Here is a 16,557-nt window from a genome sequence, read left to right as displayed (position 1 = left end):
AGGTCAAAAAACTCGTTGCATTTTTATAATCCCAAATGTATATTAATACAAAAGGTTGCATAAATTTTCGGTAAGAGGATCAGGCCGGTGCCCATTGGAGAGGAGTGGCTTCATAGATGGATAGAGAGAATCAATCGTTAGGAACAGGATATTTAACGCTGGAGAGCGGCGAGGTTTTTACAGGGAAGCTGTATGGCGCCCCCATTAACGGATTCGGAGAAGTGGTTTTTCATACAGGAATGACGGGATACCAAGAGGTGATGACAGATCCCTCTTTTGCTGGGCAAATTGTTACCTTCACGTATCCCTTGATCGGAAACTACGGGATCAACGAAAAGGATTATGAGGCAGCCAAGCCAGCGTTGACAGGGATGATTGTCAGCGAGCTATGCACGGAGCCAAGCCATTACGAATCAAACATGACTTTGGCCCAAGCCGCAGAAGCATTTGGCTTCCCGATCCTTGCAGGGATTGATACGCGAACGATTACCAAGCGCGTCCGTCAAGACGGTACCGTATTCGGTGTCATTTCCGATCAGCCTATGCAGGTAGAGGAAGTGGTGTCACTGCGCTACAAGCACGCCAAGAAATCATTAGTTGCCAACGTATCCAGACAACAAGTGGAGCGTTATCCGGGAACAGGCGAGCATGTTGTCTTGATTGACCTCGGCATGAAGCAATCGATTTTGGATGCCCTTCTACAGCAGGGCTGCCGTGTTACAGTCGTTCCATTTGATACGAGTTTTGCTCAAATCAATGCTCTCGCACCAGACGGCTTGTTGTTTTCCAATGGGCCTGGCGATCCGGAGCACTTGCTTGCGTATTGCAGTGAATGGCGCAAAGCCGTGGAGCAGTACCCGACGTTGGGCATTTGTTTGGGGCATCAAGTATTGGCGCTGATGTACGGCGGCAAGACAGAGAAGCTCGCATACGGTCACCGCGGCAGCAATCATCCGGTCAAGGATCTGATGACTGGCAAAGTATATATGAGTTCACAAAATCACGGGTACGTGGTCAAGGAAGAGTCTTTGGATAAACGTCAATTAACGGTTTCCTACCGCAATGTCAATGACGGTTCAGTCGAAGGAATGCGTCACGTTAGTTTGCCTGTTTTCAGTGTGCAGTTCCATCCGGAGGCACATCCGGGTCCGAGTGATACATCCCACATTTTCCACCAATTCTTGCAGTCGATGCGCGTAGTAGGAGCGAAGAGATATGCCTAAATTGCCAAACATTCATAAAGTATTGGTCATCGGTTCTGGTCCGATCGTCATCGGGCAGGCAGCGGAGTTTGATTATGCAGGTGCACAGGCTTGCCTTTCCCTAAAAGAAGCCGGCGTGCAGGTCGTGCTGGTGAATAACAATCCGGCAACGATCATGACAGACGAACAAGTAGCGGACAAAGTATATTTGGAGCCGCTCACGGTGGAATCCGTGACAGCTATTATCGCAAAAGAGCGTCCCGATGGTCTCTTGCCTACGTTAGGCGGCCAAACGGGACTTAATCTTGCTGTTTCGCTGGCAGAAGCGGGGGTGCTGGAAAAGTACAGCGTCCAACTGTTGGGTACGCCGCTGGCTGCCATTCAAAACGGGGAAGACCGTGAGCTGTTCAAGCAATTGATGCAACAAATCGGGGAGCCTGTTCCAGAGAGCGATACAGTCGAATCTGTAGAAGCAGCCATCGAGTTTGCGAATACAATCGGCTATCCCGTGATTGTGCGCCCTGCTTATACGCTCGGAGGAGCAGGTGGCGGGATCGCGGGGGATGAAGCGTCCTTGCGAAAGGTTGCAGCAGGTGGTATTGCGGCTAGTCCAATCGGTCAGGTACTGATTGAGCGCAGTGTAAAAGGCTGGAAGGAAATCGAATACGAGGTCATGCGGGACGCAAATGATACCTGCATAATCGTGTGCAATATGGAAAATTTGGACCCGGTAGGTATTCATACGGGAGACAGTATTGTCGTTGCACCTTCTCAGACGCTGACAGATCGTCAGTACCAAATGCTGCGCAGCGTATCAACGAAAGTGATTCGTTCGCTTGGGGTAGTAGGCGGTTGCAATATACAATTTGCGCTCGATCCGAATTCCGATCGGTATGTGCTGATCGAGGTAAATCCTCGTGTAAGCCGTTCAAGTGCGTTGGCTTCCAAAGCGACAGGCTATCCAATCGCGCGGATCGCCGCCAAACTCGCATTGGGCTACGGGCTGGATGAGGTGTTAAATCCAATCACGGGCTATACGTACGCTAGCTTTGAACCAGCGTTGGACTACATCGTGGTCAAAATCCCGCGCTTCCCGTTTGACAAATTCCCGCTGGCAGACCGCAAGCTGGGGACGCAAATGAAAGCGACTGGCGAGGTCATGTCGATCGCCCGCAATCTGGAAGCAGGGCTTTTGAAGGCAGTCCGCTCCCTGGAACAGGGCTGCACACATTTGACTCGACCAGAGCTGGCATCCTGGACGCGCGAGGAGCTTGCCCATTCCTTGCAGGAAGCGACTGATATCAGACTGTTTGTTTTTGCTGAGGCGATCCGTAAAGGCTTTACAGAAAGTGAGCTGCATAATCTGACTGGTGTCGATCCGTTTTTCTTGCGGAGCTTGCGTAAAATCGTGGACTTGGAAGTAGAGCTGTCTTGCCACGATAGCAAAACATTGACCCCAGAGCTGTTGTTGGAAGCAAAGCGTCGCGGGTTTGCGGATGAAACCATCGCTTCACTGGTTGGCGCTACACCTGCCGAAATCAAATCACTTCGTCAAGAATCTGGCATTACGCCTACTTATAAAATTGTGGATACTTGTGCGGCAGAATTTGATGCCCAAACCCCTTACTACTATTCGGATTGGCAAGGAGTAGATGAGGTTGAGTCACTGTCTGGCCGCAAAGTACTGGTCCTTGGCTCAGGTCCCATTCGAATTGGTCAGGGAATCGAGTTTGACTATTGCTCCGTGCATGCAGCCAAAGCGCTTCAGGCAAGGGGTATTGCGGCAGTCGTTGTGAACAACAACCCAGAGACGGTCAGCACTGACTATGAAACAGCCGACCATCTGTATTTTGAACCGCTTCACGTAGAAGATGTGCTCCATATCGCAGAGCGTGAACAGGTGGAGGGCGTCATGGTTCAGTTCGGTGGTCAAACCGCGATTAATCTGGCAGCCAAGCTGGAGCATGCGGGGCTGAAAGTAATGGGTACATCGCTTACAGCCATTGAACGCGCGGAGGACCGCGAGCTGTTCTACGCCATGCTGCGCAAGCTGGACATTCCGCATATTCCCGGAAAAGGAGTATCGTCCTTGGAGGATGCAACCGCGATCGCGGAGGAAATCGGCTTCCCTGTTTTGATGCGACCTTCGTATGTCATCGGCGGGCAAGGTATGGTCGTTGTCCACAATATCGACGAGCTGCAGGCTACCATTCACGACTGGTTGAGCCATCCGGACATGAGCATGTTTTTCCCACTCCTCGTGGATAAATACGTTCCAGGCAAGGAAGCAGAAGTAGATGCGGTATGCGACGGACATTCTGTCATCATCCCAGGGATCTTCCAGCATGTGGAGAGAGCGGGCATCCACTCAGGCGACAGTGTAGCCTTGTTCCCGGCTCCTCAGCTGACGGATGACATCAAGCACAAAATCGCGAGCTATACAGAAGCAATCGCGAAGGAAATGGAAGCGGTCGGGTTAATCAATATTCAGTTCGTCATTGATGGCGAAACGGTTTATGTACTGGAGGTAAATCCTCGTGCTTCACGGACAGTACCGATTACGAGCAAAGTGACTGGTATCCCGATGGTTCAATTGGCGGTTCGTGCACAATTGGGTGAGAAGCTGTCGGAGATGGGCTACGGTACAGGGCTTTTGCCAGAGATTCCGTTTGCCGTCGTCAAGGCGCCAGTTTTCTCCACGATCAAGTTGAACGGCGTAGACCCGGTACTAGGTCCAGAGATGAAATCGACGGGCGAAGTTCTCGGCTTGGGTCATTCTTTTGAAGAGGCTGCAGGCAAAGCCTTTGCTTTCAAAGACAATTTGTACGGCGACTGGCAAAAAGGTCAGTTGGTCATGATTTCTTTGGCAGATGGAGATAAGCAGGGCGGCGTGAGAGAGTCAATCGGACAAATACAAGCTGACGGTGCCAATCTGGCGGCGACTCCGGGAACGGCCGAGTGGCTGAAAAACGAAGGAATTGTCGTGAAGCATATCGTTGCAGATGAAGCAGCGTGGATCGATCTGTTGCAAGAGGAACAAGCGGCCTTTGCACTCGTTACTGCGACGAAAGGCAATCGTCATGGCCGGACCGGATTTGCTCTGCGAAGCCGGATGGTACAACAAGGTGTGCCATTGTTCTCCGCTGTCGATACGTTCGAGTTATACGTGAAGTCTATTATGAAGAAAAGAGGTGGCTCGCATGCAGCCAGTGAAGATATTGGAACACTTTCAAAACTTGCCGTTACAAAAGCATAAAGGAAAAGATTTCTTGCGCGTCGATGAATTCAATGGAGAAGAATTGATGGAGCTGCTCCATCTGTCTGCTCACGTCAAGCAATTGCAAAAGCTGGGACAGCCATTCCAGCCTTTGCAAGGCAAGACGTTGGGGATGATCTTTGACAAGGCTTCAACCCGCACCCGCGTCTCCTTTGAAGTAGGGATGCATCAGTTGGGCGGCTTGGGAATGTTCATGAGCGGAAAAGAGCTCCAGCTCGGACGTGGGGAGCCGATCAGCGACACAGCAAAAGTTCTCTCTCGGTACGTGGATGCCATCATGATTCGCACCTTTTCCCACTCCTATGTAGAAGAGCTTGCCGAGCACGCGTCGATTCCTATTATCAATGGCTTGACCGATCTGTACCATCCTTGTCAGGCTTTGGCTGATCTGCTGACGATCTGGGAGCATAAAGGCAAGCTGAAAGGAGTCAAGCTCGCTTATGTAGGAGACGGAAACAACGTGGCGAATTCACTGGTGCTGGGCGCAGCTCTGCTAGGTCTGGATGTGCGGGTAGCAACTCCGGTAGGCTACGAAATGGATGCAACCATTGTCGCAAAAGCTACGGGGTACGCGAAACAAAGCGGTGGAAAAATGATGGTGACCACCGATCCGATAGAGGCTGTCATGGGGGCAGATGCTGTATACACGGACGTTTGGACTAGTATGGGTTTTGAAGAAGAAAATGAGGTACGATTGAAAGCATTTGCCGACTATCAAGTGAATGAAAAATTGGTAGCAGCGGCAGATCGTGATTATCTCTTCTTGCACTGCTTGCCTGCACATCGTGGGGAGGAAGTGACGACCGGGGTTATCGACGGATCGCGCTCTGTCATTTTTGATCAGGCTGAAAATAGATTGCACGCACAAAAGGCGATTTTGGCGGCGCTGGTGTGAACATAGTTCTAGTTAAATAGAACTAGCCGGAATTAAATCCAATAGACTATGAATCTATGATTGCCGAATTTTGTCACTTATGTGTAAAATAAAGGTAGGAAAGAAGCGAAGAAGTACGGACTGTATCTGGTCGCTTGGTCCGTATGGAGCCAGTAGCGAATCCAACCTTTTTCGTAATGGAAAAGGAAAGGGGAGCAGGGGCTGTACTTGGTCGCTTGGCCTCTGCATCACGGACAGTAGCGAAGCCAGCTTTCTCCACTATGCCTGAAGGGGGGAAAAGAAAATGAAAAAATGGTTCGCGGCAATTATGATGGTGGTAGCAATCGTAGCAGCTACTTCTGCAAACTTCCATATTGGATAAATAAGCGTATTGGAGAAACAAACACCGCTTGGCTGAGTGGTGTTTTTTCTTCAAGCTTGGAGGAAACAACATGCTATTGGATGTAATTGCCCTATCTTTTCTCGTAGCATTGCTGCGAGGGGGAAGAATCAAAGAATTACCTAAATTCAACCAAAAGAAACTTCTTATCGTTACCATATTGCTGCAGGCTTGTGCAGCCTTCTTCCCTACGATCGGTGGCATTTTCATATCGATCGCGTATGTGTTTATTTTGGCCTTCCTCGTTTTTAATCGAGAATTTGAAGATATGCGGATTTTTTTAATCGGCTGGTTTCTGAATGCGATTGCAATTTGGTCTAACAATGGAAAAATGCCAATCGATTTAGTTCAAGCAGCAAAGCTCCCTTATGATTTAGAGCCAGTTATAAACGGAACGAATTTCAAGCATAGTGTATTGACGGAAAGTTCAAATTTTCCGTTTTTGACGGATGTCATTTACATGCCATCTTTCATTCCTCGGATTATTAGCATCGGCGATATTTTTATTATGTTAGGTGCCTTTTTACTTGTTCAGCGATTGATGAATAAACCGATTTCATTACTACAACTTCGCGAAGGTAAAAGTTATGCGACAAAAAACTGATTTTGCGGTTTGGATAAAAGGGATTGTTGTCAAGGTTGGCTTTGTCATTGCAGCAATCTATATTTTTTACACATCTTCATCTGAATGGGCTGCTCGTGAACATTGGGGGGTAATATCTACCTACACCCTCCTGACCATTTTTTCCTGTTTTGCTCCCGTGCGTATATCTAATACGATTTTAACAGTGAACAATGCTGTTATCTTTTCGGGTATCTTGTTGTACGGAGTCTGGGTCGGAGTATGGGCTGCTGTTATTGAATCTTTAATCATTGCTTTCCTGGTAAGGTTTAATCCGCTAAAAGCTATTATTAACATTGGGCAATTGTTAATGACAATATGGACAGTAGCGTTTTTGAAGGATTGGATCGAGGGCTTCGGAACTGTTTCTCCCATTATTAGCGATTTGTTTTTGGCTGTTGTGTATTGGTTTGTGAACCTGACTTTATGTGGATTGGGTATCTCCTATTTTCATCAAATGACCTGGGCGCGAACCGTAAAGATGATGGCAAAAGGCTTTACCTCGACTTACTTGTTGCTTTTGATTCTTGCCGGGGTAGGTTCACGATTAGTAGAGTTATATGGTCCGTTAACACTAATTCCTATGATGATTGCGTTTATTACGATCAGCTACGTATTTCATCATTACTATGACAATCTTCAAAGGCTTCAGCAAAAAGTAGAAGAGGTCAAATCATTCAATCACAACTTCTTAACGACGATGGCTGCTTCCATTGACGCACGAGATCGATACACAAGTGGACATTCTCAGCGTGTAGCTTACTGGGGAAGAGAAATTGCGAGAGATATTGGTTTGGCCGAACGAAAAGTGGAGGATGTTTATATCGGGGGAATCCTGCACGACATTGGAAAAATCGGTATCGAAGACGAAATTCTTAATAAAAAAGGAAAGCTCACTCCCGAAGAGTATGACAAGATCAAGCAGCACACGGTCATTGGCTACGAGATCATTTTGCAAGCAGGGATGTTCAATGAATTGCTTCCTGCGATTCGCTCCCATCATGAGCGTATAGATGGCAGGGGATATCCGGATGGTTTAGCCGGGGATGAGATTCCGCTGATGGCGAGAATTTTAGCCATTTCTGATGCTTTCGATGCGATGGTTGCGGACAGGCCTTATCGAAAAGGATTGCCCGTGGAGGAAGCGCTTCAAGAAATCAGACGGGGTTCTGGTACCCAATTTGATCCGATATTGGCGGAGCATTTTATCAGAATCGTTCAGCGACTGCCGTGCGAAGAATTACAGAGCATTATCGGAATAGAGTCCATCCCACAAAAACAGTTACAGGAGGCAATCAGATGAGCTGCCCCTTGTAACTGTTTTTATTCGTTTACGACCATATGCGGACGATCTCTCTGGATTCTAAATGGCAGGTAAGTTTGAAGACATCTGGATTGCTTAATTTCTCCCAATCGTGAAAGCCAAAGCGGTCATCTATTGATTTCATGAGTAAGGCCAGCAGGCATCCGTGGCTGACAAGCACAATATCTTTATGCTCGTCTGCCAAAATCTCAGTGAGCAACGAATTTGCCCGATTTATAGCAGTAAGACTGGATTCGCCACCTTCGAATTCAAGAGTCAGATCATCGAACGTATCGCGCAGTCGCTCGAACCAATCCTCACGTGGTACTCCGCTAAGAACGCGCTCGACCAAACGGGTATCTTCTTCAATCACGATTCCGCGTTCCTGTGCAAGTGGCTGGATGGTGGCAACCGCCCGATGATACGGACTCGAAATGATTCGATCAACGGGGGAACCTGCGAAGAAGGTGGCAAGCTCCCGAGCTTGTACTTCTCCCTTTTCCGTGAGCTGGGCATCGGGTTCTTGGCCAGCAGCCTGACAATGACGGACCAAATAAATTGTTTTCATAATCCCTCCAAGAGCCTTCTCCTATGGAATTCCTCCTTTCACTCATTCGCTACCCTGGATAAGTTTCCCTTTTATCACGCAAACGTTTATGCATAAACAGATGATGAGCATGCATAAAAACAAGATAAGCTTTATACGAGAAGTGCATAATTTCTCTGCATCTCCGTTTTTGTCTGCGAATTCACAAGAAATATACAAGAAAAATAGTTGTATTTTTATTAGTTCGTTTGTATAATTACTCGCATAAGAGAAACTTCGAAACGGGGAGAGAGAATGATGGCAAAAGAAAAAATTGTGTTGGCCTATTCAGGCGGTTTAGATACATCGGTAGCAATTAAATGGTTGCAAGATACGTATAACTACGATGTCATTGCAGTTGCATTGGATGTAGGGGAAGGGAAAGACCTCGATTTCGTACAGAAAAAAGCATTGCAGGTAGGGGCATTGAAATCAATCGTAGTGGATGCCAAAGATGCATTCGCAGAGGAATTCGTATTGCCAGCCCTGAAGGCAAACGCGATGTACGAAGGCAAATATCCATTGGTGTCTGCACTGTCGCGTTACCTGATTTCGCGCGTGCTGGTTGAAATCGCGGAAAAAGAAGGCGCGGTAGCTGTCGCACACGGTTGCACAGGAAAAGGAAACGACCAGGTGCGCTTTGATGTTTCCTTCACAGCGCTGAACCCGGATATCAAAATCGTTGCGCCGGTTCGTGAATGGGGCTGGACGCGTGACGAAGAGATCGAATATGCGAAAAAGAACAATATCCCGATCCCAATCGATCTGGACAATCCATACAGCATTGACCAAAACCTGTGGGGCAGAAGCTGCGAGTGCGGTGTTCTGGAAGATCCTTGGGCTGCTCCTCCAGAAGGTGCATACGATCTGACGAAGTCGATCACGGATGCACCAGACGAAGCAGAAGAAATTGAAATCACTTTCGTACAAGGGAAGCCAACTGCATTGAACGGCGAAGAGCTCCCACTGGCTGAGTTGATTCTCAAGCTGAACAAAATTGCTGGAAATCATGGTGTAGGCCGTATCGACCATGTGGAAAACCGTTTGGTGGGCATCAAATCTCGTGAAGTTTACGAGACACCGGCGGCGACTACTTTGATTTTGGCGCACCGTGAGCTGGAATTCTTGACCCAACCTCGTGAGGTCGCTCAATTCAAACCGATTGTCGAGCAAAAACTGGCGCAAGTGATTTACGAGGGTCTCTGGTATTCGCCAATTCGTAATGCTGTCCAGGCATTTATTGAAGAAACGCAAAAACACGTAACGGGTGTCGTACGCGTGAAGCTGCACAAAGGACATGCGATTGTTGTAGGCCGTACCTCTGCATCGTCTCTCTACAGCCATGAGCTGGCGACTTACAATGCAGGTGACCAATTCGACCACAAAGCAGCACTCGGTTTCATCAAGCTGTGGGGTCTTCCTACAAAGGTATATGCACAGGTGAACGAAGGTGTACTGCACGAAAATAAAAACACAGCCATTAAGATTTTGGATGAAAAGGATGCGATCAAGCAATGAAACTCTGGGGAGGACGCTTCACGAAGCCGACGAATCAACTCGTAGAAGAGTATACTGCTTCTATTTCTTTCGACCAGAAAATGTGGCGACAGGACATCGTCGGAAGCCTGGCTCATGTTGCCATGTTGGGCAAGTGCGGCATCCTGCCGATGGAGGAAGTAAGACAGATCATCGCTGGCTTGAAAAAAGTAAAAGAGAAAATTGAGCGCGGGCAAGCTGAGTTTCTCGTTGCGCACGAAGATGTGCATATGAATATTGAAAAGATGCTGATTGAAGAGATCGGTCCGGTGGGGGGCAAACTCCACACCGGCCGCAGCCGCAATGATCAGGTTGCGTTGGATATGCACCTGTACCTCAGAGAAAAGCTGATGGAGATTATCCAATTGGCGATGTATTTGCAAGAAGCATTGCTTGAGCAAGCCAGCCAGCATCTCGATACCGTCATGCCCGGGTATACACATTTGCAACGTGCGCAACCGGTATTGTTTGGTTATCACTTGATGGCGTATGTGTCCATGCTGCAACGCGATATCGAACGGATGACCGAGACTTGGAAGCGTGTGAATATGCTGCCGCTTGGAGCAGGTGCCCTCGCAGGTACGACATTCCCGATCGACCGCACATTTGTAGCGGAATTGCTGCAATTTGACGGAATCTATCAAAACAGCATGGATGCAGTGAGTGATCGCGATTTCATCGTCGAATTTTTGGCAGACGCTTCTTTGGTCATGACCCATCTTTCCCGTCTGTGCGAAGAACTCGTCATCTGGAGCAGTCAGGAATTCTCCTTTGTAGAGCTAGACGATGCATTTTGCACGGGGTCCAGTATCATGCCGCAAAAGAAAAATCCTGATGTAGCAGAGCTGGTTCGCGGAAAAACAGGGCGTGTTTACGGCAATCTGTTTGGATTGTTGACCGTATTGAAAGGATTGCCGCTGGCTTACAACAAGGACATGCAAGAAGATAAAGAAGGCATGTTCGATACGGTAGCTACCATTCATGGTGCACTAGCGTTGCTCACGCCGATGATGAAGACGATGCAAGTCAAAGCAGATCGCATGCGTCAAGCAGTTACCAACGATTTTTCCAATGCGACAGACTTGGCAGATTACTTGGTTCGCAAAGACATGCCGTTCCGTCAGGCGCATGAAGTCGTAGGAAGAACTGTCTTGTACTGCATCGAGCAGCAAAAATATCTTCTTGATTTGACCTTGGAAGAATTCCAGAGCTTCTCAGAGGCTATTGGGGCAGATGTGTATGACGCTCTAGCTGTTGAGACCGTCGTCAATGCACGCAACGTGCTGGGTGGGACCGCTCGTAATCAGGTAGAAGTCCAAATAGATTGGTACCGCAAGCAACTGGTAGAAACACATGCTTGGGTGGACAAAAACAGTCAAAAGGTCATGATCGAATCCTTGATCGATGTCGGTTCACCTGCATAAAAACGTACATGAATGAAGAACAAAAACCCCAAAGCTTTGGGGTTTTTTTGCGTTCTATCCTTATCTACCGACTATTTTCGAATCAAAGCCTACTGCGGTTGCGTATGCAAGAGGCAGCTCCATGCGGGCTGTCTTTAAGGGATCGACGACCTGACAGATACGCAAATCGCCCGCAGCGGAGAGCAGGAAGGTGGCTTCGGCCTTTTCTACGCCCAGCTCTTCGTGTAGAAATTGTACCATGTTGATGACCGCTCGATCCGCAGCCTTGTCCAGCTCTTTTTCCGACGCAATCGTGATCAGGTGCTCTTGGTTGACTGCCATCGGTAACGGCCACTGTTTTCCTTTTATCACATCGAGCTTTACGGTTACTTCCCCTGCGATTTCCACACCACATACAGCTACTTCACCGTCAGCCATTGCAGCATGGAGGTCACCCAGGGCAAATAATGCGCCAGGAACATTTACGGGTAAAAGCAATGTAGTACCTTCCCGCATTTGCTTGCAGTCCATGTTGCCGCCGTGATCGCCAGGCGTACCGCATGAAATGGTTTCTTTGGCAGGAGCTGTTCCAATTACGCCAATCATGGGATTGATCGGAACTTGAAGCTTGTCTGACAAGACAGCTTTTCCATCTTGTATCGGTATCATTTTGATCACATTTTCTTGCAGGGCGAATCCCATTACACCCAGTTCTGGCCCAGTAACCATTACGCCTTGATTTTTAATCTCAATTTTCTGAATATGAACAACCAAAATATCGCCTGGTTCTGTTCCTTCTATATAAATAGGGCCGGAAGCAGGGTTGATCCGATTCCAATCAAGCTCTTGAAACACGGTGTCAGCCGATTGGATTTGGTCCTCGAAGCAATCGCAGGTTTCAAACGTTACGGTACTGCCTGCTTCCACCTTCAAGACCGGCCGATTCTCAGGAGACATGGCATAAATCACATCCTGCTTTTTTACTCTATACATGGTTGCAGTCCTCCAGTCCAATTCGGAATTTACATATATTTCTTTATCATAGCATGAAATGCCTATGTGTTTAGCGCCGAATCATGGGGGAAATAATTGTACAAAAGGATCGAAGGCCTAAAGAGAGCAGGGAGCAATCATGCAAGAGAGCTATAAGATCAGTCCCCGTCAACTATTGATGCTCGTCACCCTTGTTACCATTGGGGACTCGGTTCTCGTCCTGCCTGGCATGACGGCTGCACTCGCTAAACAGGATGCGTGGATATCCGTCCTGATCGGGCTTTTGGTGGGACTGCTCAATATTGTCTTACTCATAGCTGTGGGGAAGCTGTATCGGAATCAAAGCTTTTTCACCTTCGTTGATCAAACTGTCGGGAGAGTACTGGGAACCATCATTACACTCTCGTTTATTAGCTATACCTTGTTTTCAGCAGGGGCGCATGTCATGGAGATTGGGGACTTTGTTGGTACGCATCTATTAGTTTCGACTCCAAGATTCGCGATACAGCTATTGTTTGTCATTGTGATTATGTTTGGTGTGCGTTTGGGACTGCAAACAGTCGCAGAATCGGCAGAAATCTATTTTGTCTGGTTCTTTTTCTTTTTTGGGTTACTCATGATTACCCTGCTGCCACAGGCGGAAATGTCGAGAATTCAACCTGTTTTTGAAAATGGGTGGAAGCCTATTTTGCAGGGATCTACTGCGGCATTCGCCTTTCCTTTTTCAGAGCTGGTCATTTTTATGGCAGTTCTTCCGTTTGTCTCGCCCATCCAAAAACGGATGAGAGCTTTTTTTCTGGGGACGTTGCTAGGGGGAATTGTGCTGTTAATCATCATGGTGATGTGCATCCTTGTTTTGGGGGCAGATCAGACTGCGCGGCATTTTTATCCGACCTATGTTCTCATCAAACAGCTGAAGCTCGGGGATTTCATTCAGCGGCTGGAGGCAATTATCGCGGTGATCTGGTTTATCGCGGTGAGCGTCAAAATTACGCTGTACTGCCTGTTTTTTCATTTGGGAATCCGTCATGTCTTTCGAATCGACAACTTCAAGGTTCTAATCCTTCCGTACATCGTTTTGCTCATGGTGATGTCTACGATTTTCTCGCCCAATATCGTCGTCTTTGGGGACATCATTGCGAAGTACTGGCCGTTCTATGATTTTACCTATAGCATCGGTATACCGTTGGTGCTGTTATGCGGAAATCTAATTCGGAAAAAATGGCTGAATCAAAACTGACCATCAAATTAACAAACGCCGTACTCCCATTTCTGGAAGGCGGCGTTTGTTTGTGTTTACAAAGACATGCGAAGAATCTGTGCCACATCATCGCTCGTTAACGTTTTAAACTGACCAATCGGGCCATAAGGAGTAGCTTTTTCGGCCATGAGCTGCAAATGCTCGTCGGTGATACCGTAATCAGCCAAGCGAGTAGGGGCACCGATACGCGCAAAGAAAGCTTCTGTAGCGGAAATCCCTTCCAAAGCGATCTCATCGTCTGTCTTGCCGGAAGGATCGACATTCCATATCTCTGTCGCGAACCGCACAAAGCGAGCGACGTTTTCATGGTACACATAGCGCATCCATTTCGGGAAGATGATCGCCAGACCGCCACCGTGTGGGATGTCGTAAACAGCACTCACAGCATGCTCAATGGAGTGGGTTGCCCAATCTGTTGTGACACCAACCGGGAGAGTGCCGTTCAATGCCATTGTTCCGCAGTACATAATGTTGGCCCGCGCATCGTAGTCTTCCGGATTGGCGAGGACGCGTTCTGCATTTTCGATGACGGTTTTCATGATCGACTCGGCAAAACGTGTTTGCAATGGAATTTCGGTTGTATGCGTGAAGTACTGCTCGAATACATGGGACAAAATGTCGCTGATTCCGTAGATCGTTTGGTCTCGAGGCACGCTGAACGTATGCTCTGGATCCAAAATCGAAAACGCAGGAAACGTCGTGCCAGCCCCATGCTTTTCTTGTGTCTCCCAATTGGTGACGACACTTCCCCGGTTCATTTCAGAACCAGTAGCAGCAAGTGTCAGTACGGTACCGAGGGGCAAAGCCTCTTGTGCGACCGCTTTACGCGTATAAAAATCCCATACATCTCCCTCGTAAGGCACACCAATCGCGACTGCTTTGGCCGCGTCGATTACACTGCCACCACCTACAGCAAGTATCCAATTGACGCCCTCTTGACGGCATAATTCAATTCCTTTGTTCACGGTACTCAGACGTGGATTTGGCTCCACTCCTGCCAACTCATGCACGCGGCAGCCGGCAGACTGCAGCAGAGAAATCACTTTGTCGTAGAGACCAGTTCGCTTTATACTGCCACCACCATATACCAAAAGAACAGTGGGACCTAGCTGTCTTGCTTTTTCCTCGAGCTGGGCCAATTGACCCCGTCCAAAAATCAGCTGTGTCGGGTTATGGTAAACAAAATTTTCCACGTTATAACCAGCTCCTTTTTTATGATGCCCTCTTGTCACACTCATTGTAGCCAACTGTTTTCCATGATGCTAGTTGGGAATGTGCAGTCTTATTTTCTCCCAAATTCGTGACAGTTGTTAACAATCGAAGCTGTTTCGACAAGAAATGAGAGATTTAGTGGATACCATCCGTGAATCGTGGTGGTATAATGGATAAGATGGGAAATCCCGCTGTTTTTCAACAAGGTATAGCAGCGGTTGCTAGAGGGTAGAGGGGTTTTGTCGATTTTTACTTTAAAATTCAGGATCAAGATACATAGACAAGGATCTGACGAAGTAGGATGTGATTGGCTTGATCGAAATGTTCGATGTATGGAAAACATACCCGAATGGAACGAATGCTTTGAAAGGTATCAACATTCGGATTGAGAAAGGTGAATTTGTGTACGTAGTAGGCCCCAGTGGTGCGGGTAAATCTACGTTTATCAAATTGATGTACCGTGAAGAGAAGCCGACGAAAGGACAAATCTTTTTGGGGGGCTTCAATGTCAGCAGAATCAAAGAGCGCCAAATTCCATTAGTCCGCCGCAGTATCGGTGTCGTGTTCCAAGACTTCAAGCTACTGCCGACGTTAACCGTTTTCGAAAACGTCGCATTTGCGATGGAAGTAATCGAGAGCAATCCGAAACAAATCAAGCCGCGCGTGATGGATGTTTTGGGTCTCGTAAAGCTCAAGCATAAAGCCAAAATGCTGCCAAACGAGCTGTCCGGTGGTGAGCAGCAACGTGTTGCCTTGGCGCGCGCATTGGTGAATAGTCCGGGAATTATAATCGCGGACGAACCGACGGGGAACCTGGACCCAGAGACCTCTTGGGAAATCATGAAGCTGTTTGAAGAAATTAATCAACGTGGAACGACAGTCGTTATGGCTACCCACAATAGGGAAATTGTAAACACCATGAGAAAACGGGTGGTTGCGATCGAAGCAGGCCAAATTGCCCGTGATGAGCAGAGAGGGGAATATGGTTATGAAGATTAGGACGCTGGGGCGCCATGTCCGTGAAGGGGTCAAAAACCTCGGGCGGAACGGCTGGATGTCGTTCGCTTCAATTAGTGCCGTGACCATTACCCTCTTTATCTTGGGCGTTTTCCTCATTCTGGCGATGAACGTCAATTACTTTGCGCAGTCCGTGGAAAAGCAAGTAGAAATTCGGGTCTTCATGGACTTGCTGGCGACAAAAGAAAACATCACACAGGTTGAGAACAACATCAAGAAACTTCCGCAAGTAGAGTCTGTTTCATTTGTTCCGAAAGACGAAGGGCTGAAGCAATTTAAAGAGAGCCTTGGTGAAAAAGCGTATTTGTTCGAAGGATTGGAGGAAAGCAACCCTCTTCCGGATGCGTTTACCGTAAAAACGAAGCAACCGCAAGACACTGCTGCTGTTGCCGCTCAAATTAAAAATATCCAGTATGTCAAAAGCCTAACCTATGGGGAAGGCACTGTGGAAAAGCTGTTTTCCTTGACAGGAGCAGTCCGTAATGTCGGGATTGCCTTTATTATTGGACTTGGTTTTACAGCGATGTTCTTGATTGCCAACACGATTAAGCTGACAATTGTGGCACGTCGCAGAGAGATTGAAATCATGAAGCTGGTTGGTGCCACGAACTGGTTTATCCGTTGGCCATTCTTTGTGGAAGGGCTCATGATGGGTGTGGCAGGGGCATTGATTCCGACCATTATGCTAATGGTTGGCTATTACTACCTCCTGGATGCCATTCACTCCAGTTTTGAAGCTTCCCAACTGTTTAAATTGTTGCCGTTATTCCCGCTCGTGTACCAAGTGGCGTTGGCTTTGCTGGCGATTGGTGCATTCATCGGGATTTGGGGAAGCTTGGTGTCCGTACGTCGCTTCTTGCGAGTTTAATAA

The 16,557-nt window shown here is 47.8% G+C and carries 13 protein-coding genes and 1 riboswitch; of the genes, 10 read left to right on the top strand and 3 right to left on the bottom strand.

Annotated elements, in window-relative coordinates; all coding sequences use genetic code 11:
* Positions 1-116: 116 nt before the first annotated feature.
* From HP567_RS29395 to HP567_RS29375, 5 genes are all read left to right on the top strand, one after another.
* The gene (locus HP567_RS29395; RefSeq protein ID WP_173612217.1) at positions 117-1,223 is read left to right on the top strand and encodes a carbamoyl phosphate synthase small subunit; all 1,107 of its coding nucleotides are present in this window, start codon (positions 117-119) and stop codon (positions 1,221-1,223) included.
* Positions 1,216-4,458 carry a carbamoyl-phosphate synthase (glutamine-hydrolyzing) large subunit gene (carB, locus tag HP567_RS29390; protein WP_173612218.1) on the top strand — a complete coding sequence of 1,081 codons (3,243 nt, stop codon included), beginning with the start codon at positions 1,216-1,218 and terminating at the stop codon, positions 4,456-4,458. The genes HP567_RS29395 and carB overlap by 8 nt, the downstream gene beginning before the upstream one ends.
* The gene (argF, locus tag HP567_RS29385; RefSeq protein ID WP_173612219.1) at positions 4,403-5,374 is read left to right on the top strand and encodes an ornithine carbamoyltransferase; all 972 of its coding nucleotides are present in this window, start codon (positions 4,403-4,405) and stop codon (positions 5,372-5,374) included. The genes carB and argF overlap by 56 nt, the downstream gene beginning before the upstream one ends.
* Positions 5,375-5,469: 95 nt before the next feature.
* Positions 5,470-5,550: riboswitch (cyclic di-GMP riboswitch) on the top strand.
* Positions 5,551-5,805: 255 nt separating this feature from the next.
* The gene (locus tag HP567_RS29380) at positions 5,806-6,357 is read left to right on the top strand and encodes a DUF5317 domain-containing protein (protein WP_106785319.1); all 552 of its coding nucleotides are present in this window, start codon (positions 5,806-5,808) and stop codon (positions 6,355-6,357) included.
* Positions 6,341-7,678 carry an HD-GYP domain-containing protein gene (locus HP567_RS29375; protein WP_173612220.1) on the top strand — a complete coding sequence of 446 codons (1,338 nt, stop codon included), beginning with the start codon at positions 6,341-6,343 and terminating at the stop codon, positions 7,676-7,678. The genes HP567_RS29380 and HP567_RS29375 overlap by 17 nt, the downstream gene beginning before the upstream one ends.
* 28 nt (positions 7,679-7,706) lie before the next feature.
* Here the strand turns inward: HP567_RS29375 and HP567_RS29370 are convergent, their stop codons facing one another.
* The gene (locus HP567_RS29370; protein WP_173612221.1) at positions 7,707-8,246 is read right to left on the bottom strand and encodes a histidine phosphatase family protein; all 540 of its coding nucleotides are present in this window, start codon (positions 8,244-8,246) and stop codon (positions 7,707-7,709) included.
* Positions 8,247-8,522: 276 nt separating this feature from the next.
* Here HP567_RS29370 and HP567_RS29365 point away from each other — a divergent pair, with 276 nt between their 5' ends.
* Together HP567_RS29365 and argH are read left to right on the top strand one after the other, a co-directional pair.
* A complete protein-coding gene (locus tag HP567_RS29365) occupies positions 8,523-9,782 on the top strand; it encodes an argininosuccinate synthase (RefSeq protein WP_056487125.1) in 1,260 nt (419 codons plus the stop codon).
* The gene (argH, locus tag HP567_RS29360; RefSeq protein WP_173612222.1) at positions 9,779-11,224 is read left to right on the top strand and encodes an argininosuccinate lyase; all 1,446 of its coding nucleotides are present in this window, start codon (positions 9,779-9,781) and stop codon (positions 11,222-11,224) included. Before HP567_RS29365 ends, argH begins: the two co-directional genes overlap by 4 nt.
* Positions 11,225-11,284: 60 nt before the next feature.
* Here argH and HP567_RS29355 read toward each other — a convergent pair whose 3' ends face one another.
* Positions 11,285-12,196 carry an acetamidase/formamidase family protein gene (locus tag HP567_RS29355; RefSeq protein ID WP_173612223.1) on the bottom strand — a complete coding sequence of 304 codons (912 nt, stop codon included), beginning with the start codon at positions 12,194-12,196 and terminating at the stop codon, positions 11,285-11,287.
* A 139-nt stretch (positions 12,197-12,335) separates the two neighbouring features.
* On the opposite strand from HP567_RS29355, the gene HP567_RS29350 reads away from it, so the two are divergent.
* Entirely contained in the window at positions 12,336-13,436 is a 1,101-nt protein-coding gene (locus HP567_RS29350) for a GerAB/ArcD/ProY family transporter (protein WP_173612224.1), read from the top strand.
* A 56-nt stretch (positions 13,437-13,492) separates the two neighbouring features.
* Here the strand turns inward: HP567_RS29350 and HP567_RS29345 are convergent, their stop codons facing one another.
* A complete protein-coding gene (locus HP567_RS29345; RefSeq protein WP_173612225.1) occupies positions 13,493-14,650 on the bottom strand; it encodes an iron-containing alcohol dehydrogenase in 1,158 nt (385 codons plus the stop codon).
* Between the two features lie 331 nt (positions 14,651-14,981).
* Between HP567_RS29345 and ftsE the strand changes: the two genes are divergently transcribed.
* Positions 14,982-15,668: a cell division ATP-binding protein FtsE gene (gene ftsE / locus HP567_RS29340; RefSeq protein ID WP_173612226.1), complete on the top strand. Its 687-nt coding sequence runs from the start codon at positions 14,982-14,984 to the stop codon at positions 15,666-15,668.
* Positions 15,658-16,554: a permease-like cell division protein FtsX gene (gene ftsX, locus HP567_RS29335; RefSeq protein ID WP_047069723.1), complete on the top strand. Its 897-nt coding sequence runs from the start codon at positions 15,658-15,660 to the stop codon at positions 16,552-16,554. Before ftsE ends, ftsX begins: the two co-directional genes overlap by 11 nt.
* The last annotated feature ends 3 nt before the right edge of the window (positions 16,555-16,557 follow it).

It is taken from the genome of Brevibacillus sp. M2.1A (assembly GCF_013284355.2).
GTDB lineage: Bacteria > Bacillota > Bacilli > Brevibacillales > Brevibacillaceae > Brevibacillus.
Note: the sequence above shows the minus strand (reverse complement) of the source record. Positions and strands in the feature narration are given on the sequence as shown.

Excerpts from the sequence above, each read along its gene's own strand:
- HP567_RS29395 (WP_173612217.1), top strand. The coding sequence starts at position 117 with ATGGATAGAGAGAATCAATCGTTAGGAACAGGATATTTAACGCTGGAG.
- carB (WP_173612218.1), top strand. The coding sequence starts at position 1,216 with ATGCCTAAATTGCCAAACATTCATAAAGTATTGGTCATCGGTTCTGGT.
- argF (WP_173612219.1), top strand. The coding sequence starts at position 4,403 with ATGCAGCCAGTGAAGATATTGGAACACTTTCAAAACTTGCCGTTACAA.
- HP567_RS29380 (WP_106785319.1), top strand. The coding sequence starts at position 5,806 with ATGCTATTGGATGTAATTGCCCTATCTTTTCTCGTAGCATTGCTGCGA.
- HP567_RS29375 (WP_173612220.1), top strand. The coding sequence starts at position 6,341 with ATGCGACAAAAAACTGATTTTGCGGTTTGGATAAAAGGGATTGTTGTC.
- HP567_RS29370 (WP_173612221.1), bottom strand. The coding sequence starts at position 8,246 with ATGAAAACAATTTATTTGGTCCGTCATTGTCAGGCTGCTGGCCAAGAA.
- HP567_RS29365 (WP_056487125.1), top strand. The coding sequence starts at position 8,523 with ATGGCAAAAGAAAAAATTGTGTTGGCCTATTCAGGCGGTTTAGATACA.
- argH (WP_173612222.1), top strand. The coding sequence starts at position 9,779 with ATGAAACTCTGGGGAGGACGCTTCACGAAGCCGACGAATCAACTCGTA.
- HP567_RS29355 (WP_173612223.1), bottom strand. The coding sequence starts at position 12,196 with ATGTATAGAGTAAAAAAGCAGGATGTGATTTATGCCATGTCTCCTGAG.
- HP567_RS29350 (WP_173612224.1), top strand. The coding sequence starts at position 12,336 with ATGCAAGAGAGCTATAAGATCAGTCCCCGTCAACTATTGATGCTCGTC.
- ftsX (WP_047069723.1), top strand. The coding sequence starts at position 15,658 with ATGAAGATTAGGACGCTGGGGCGCCATGTCCGTGAAGGGGTCAAAAAC.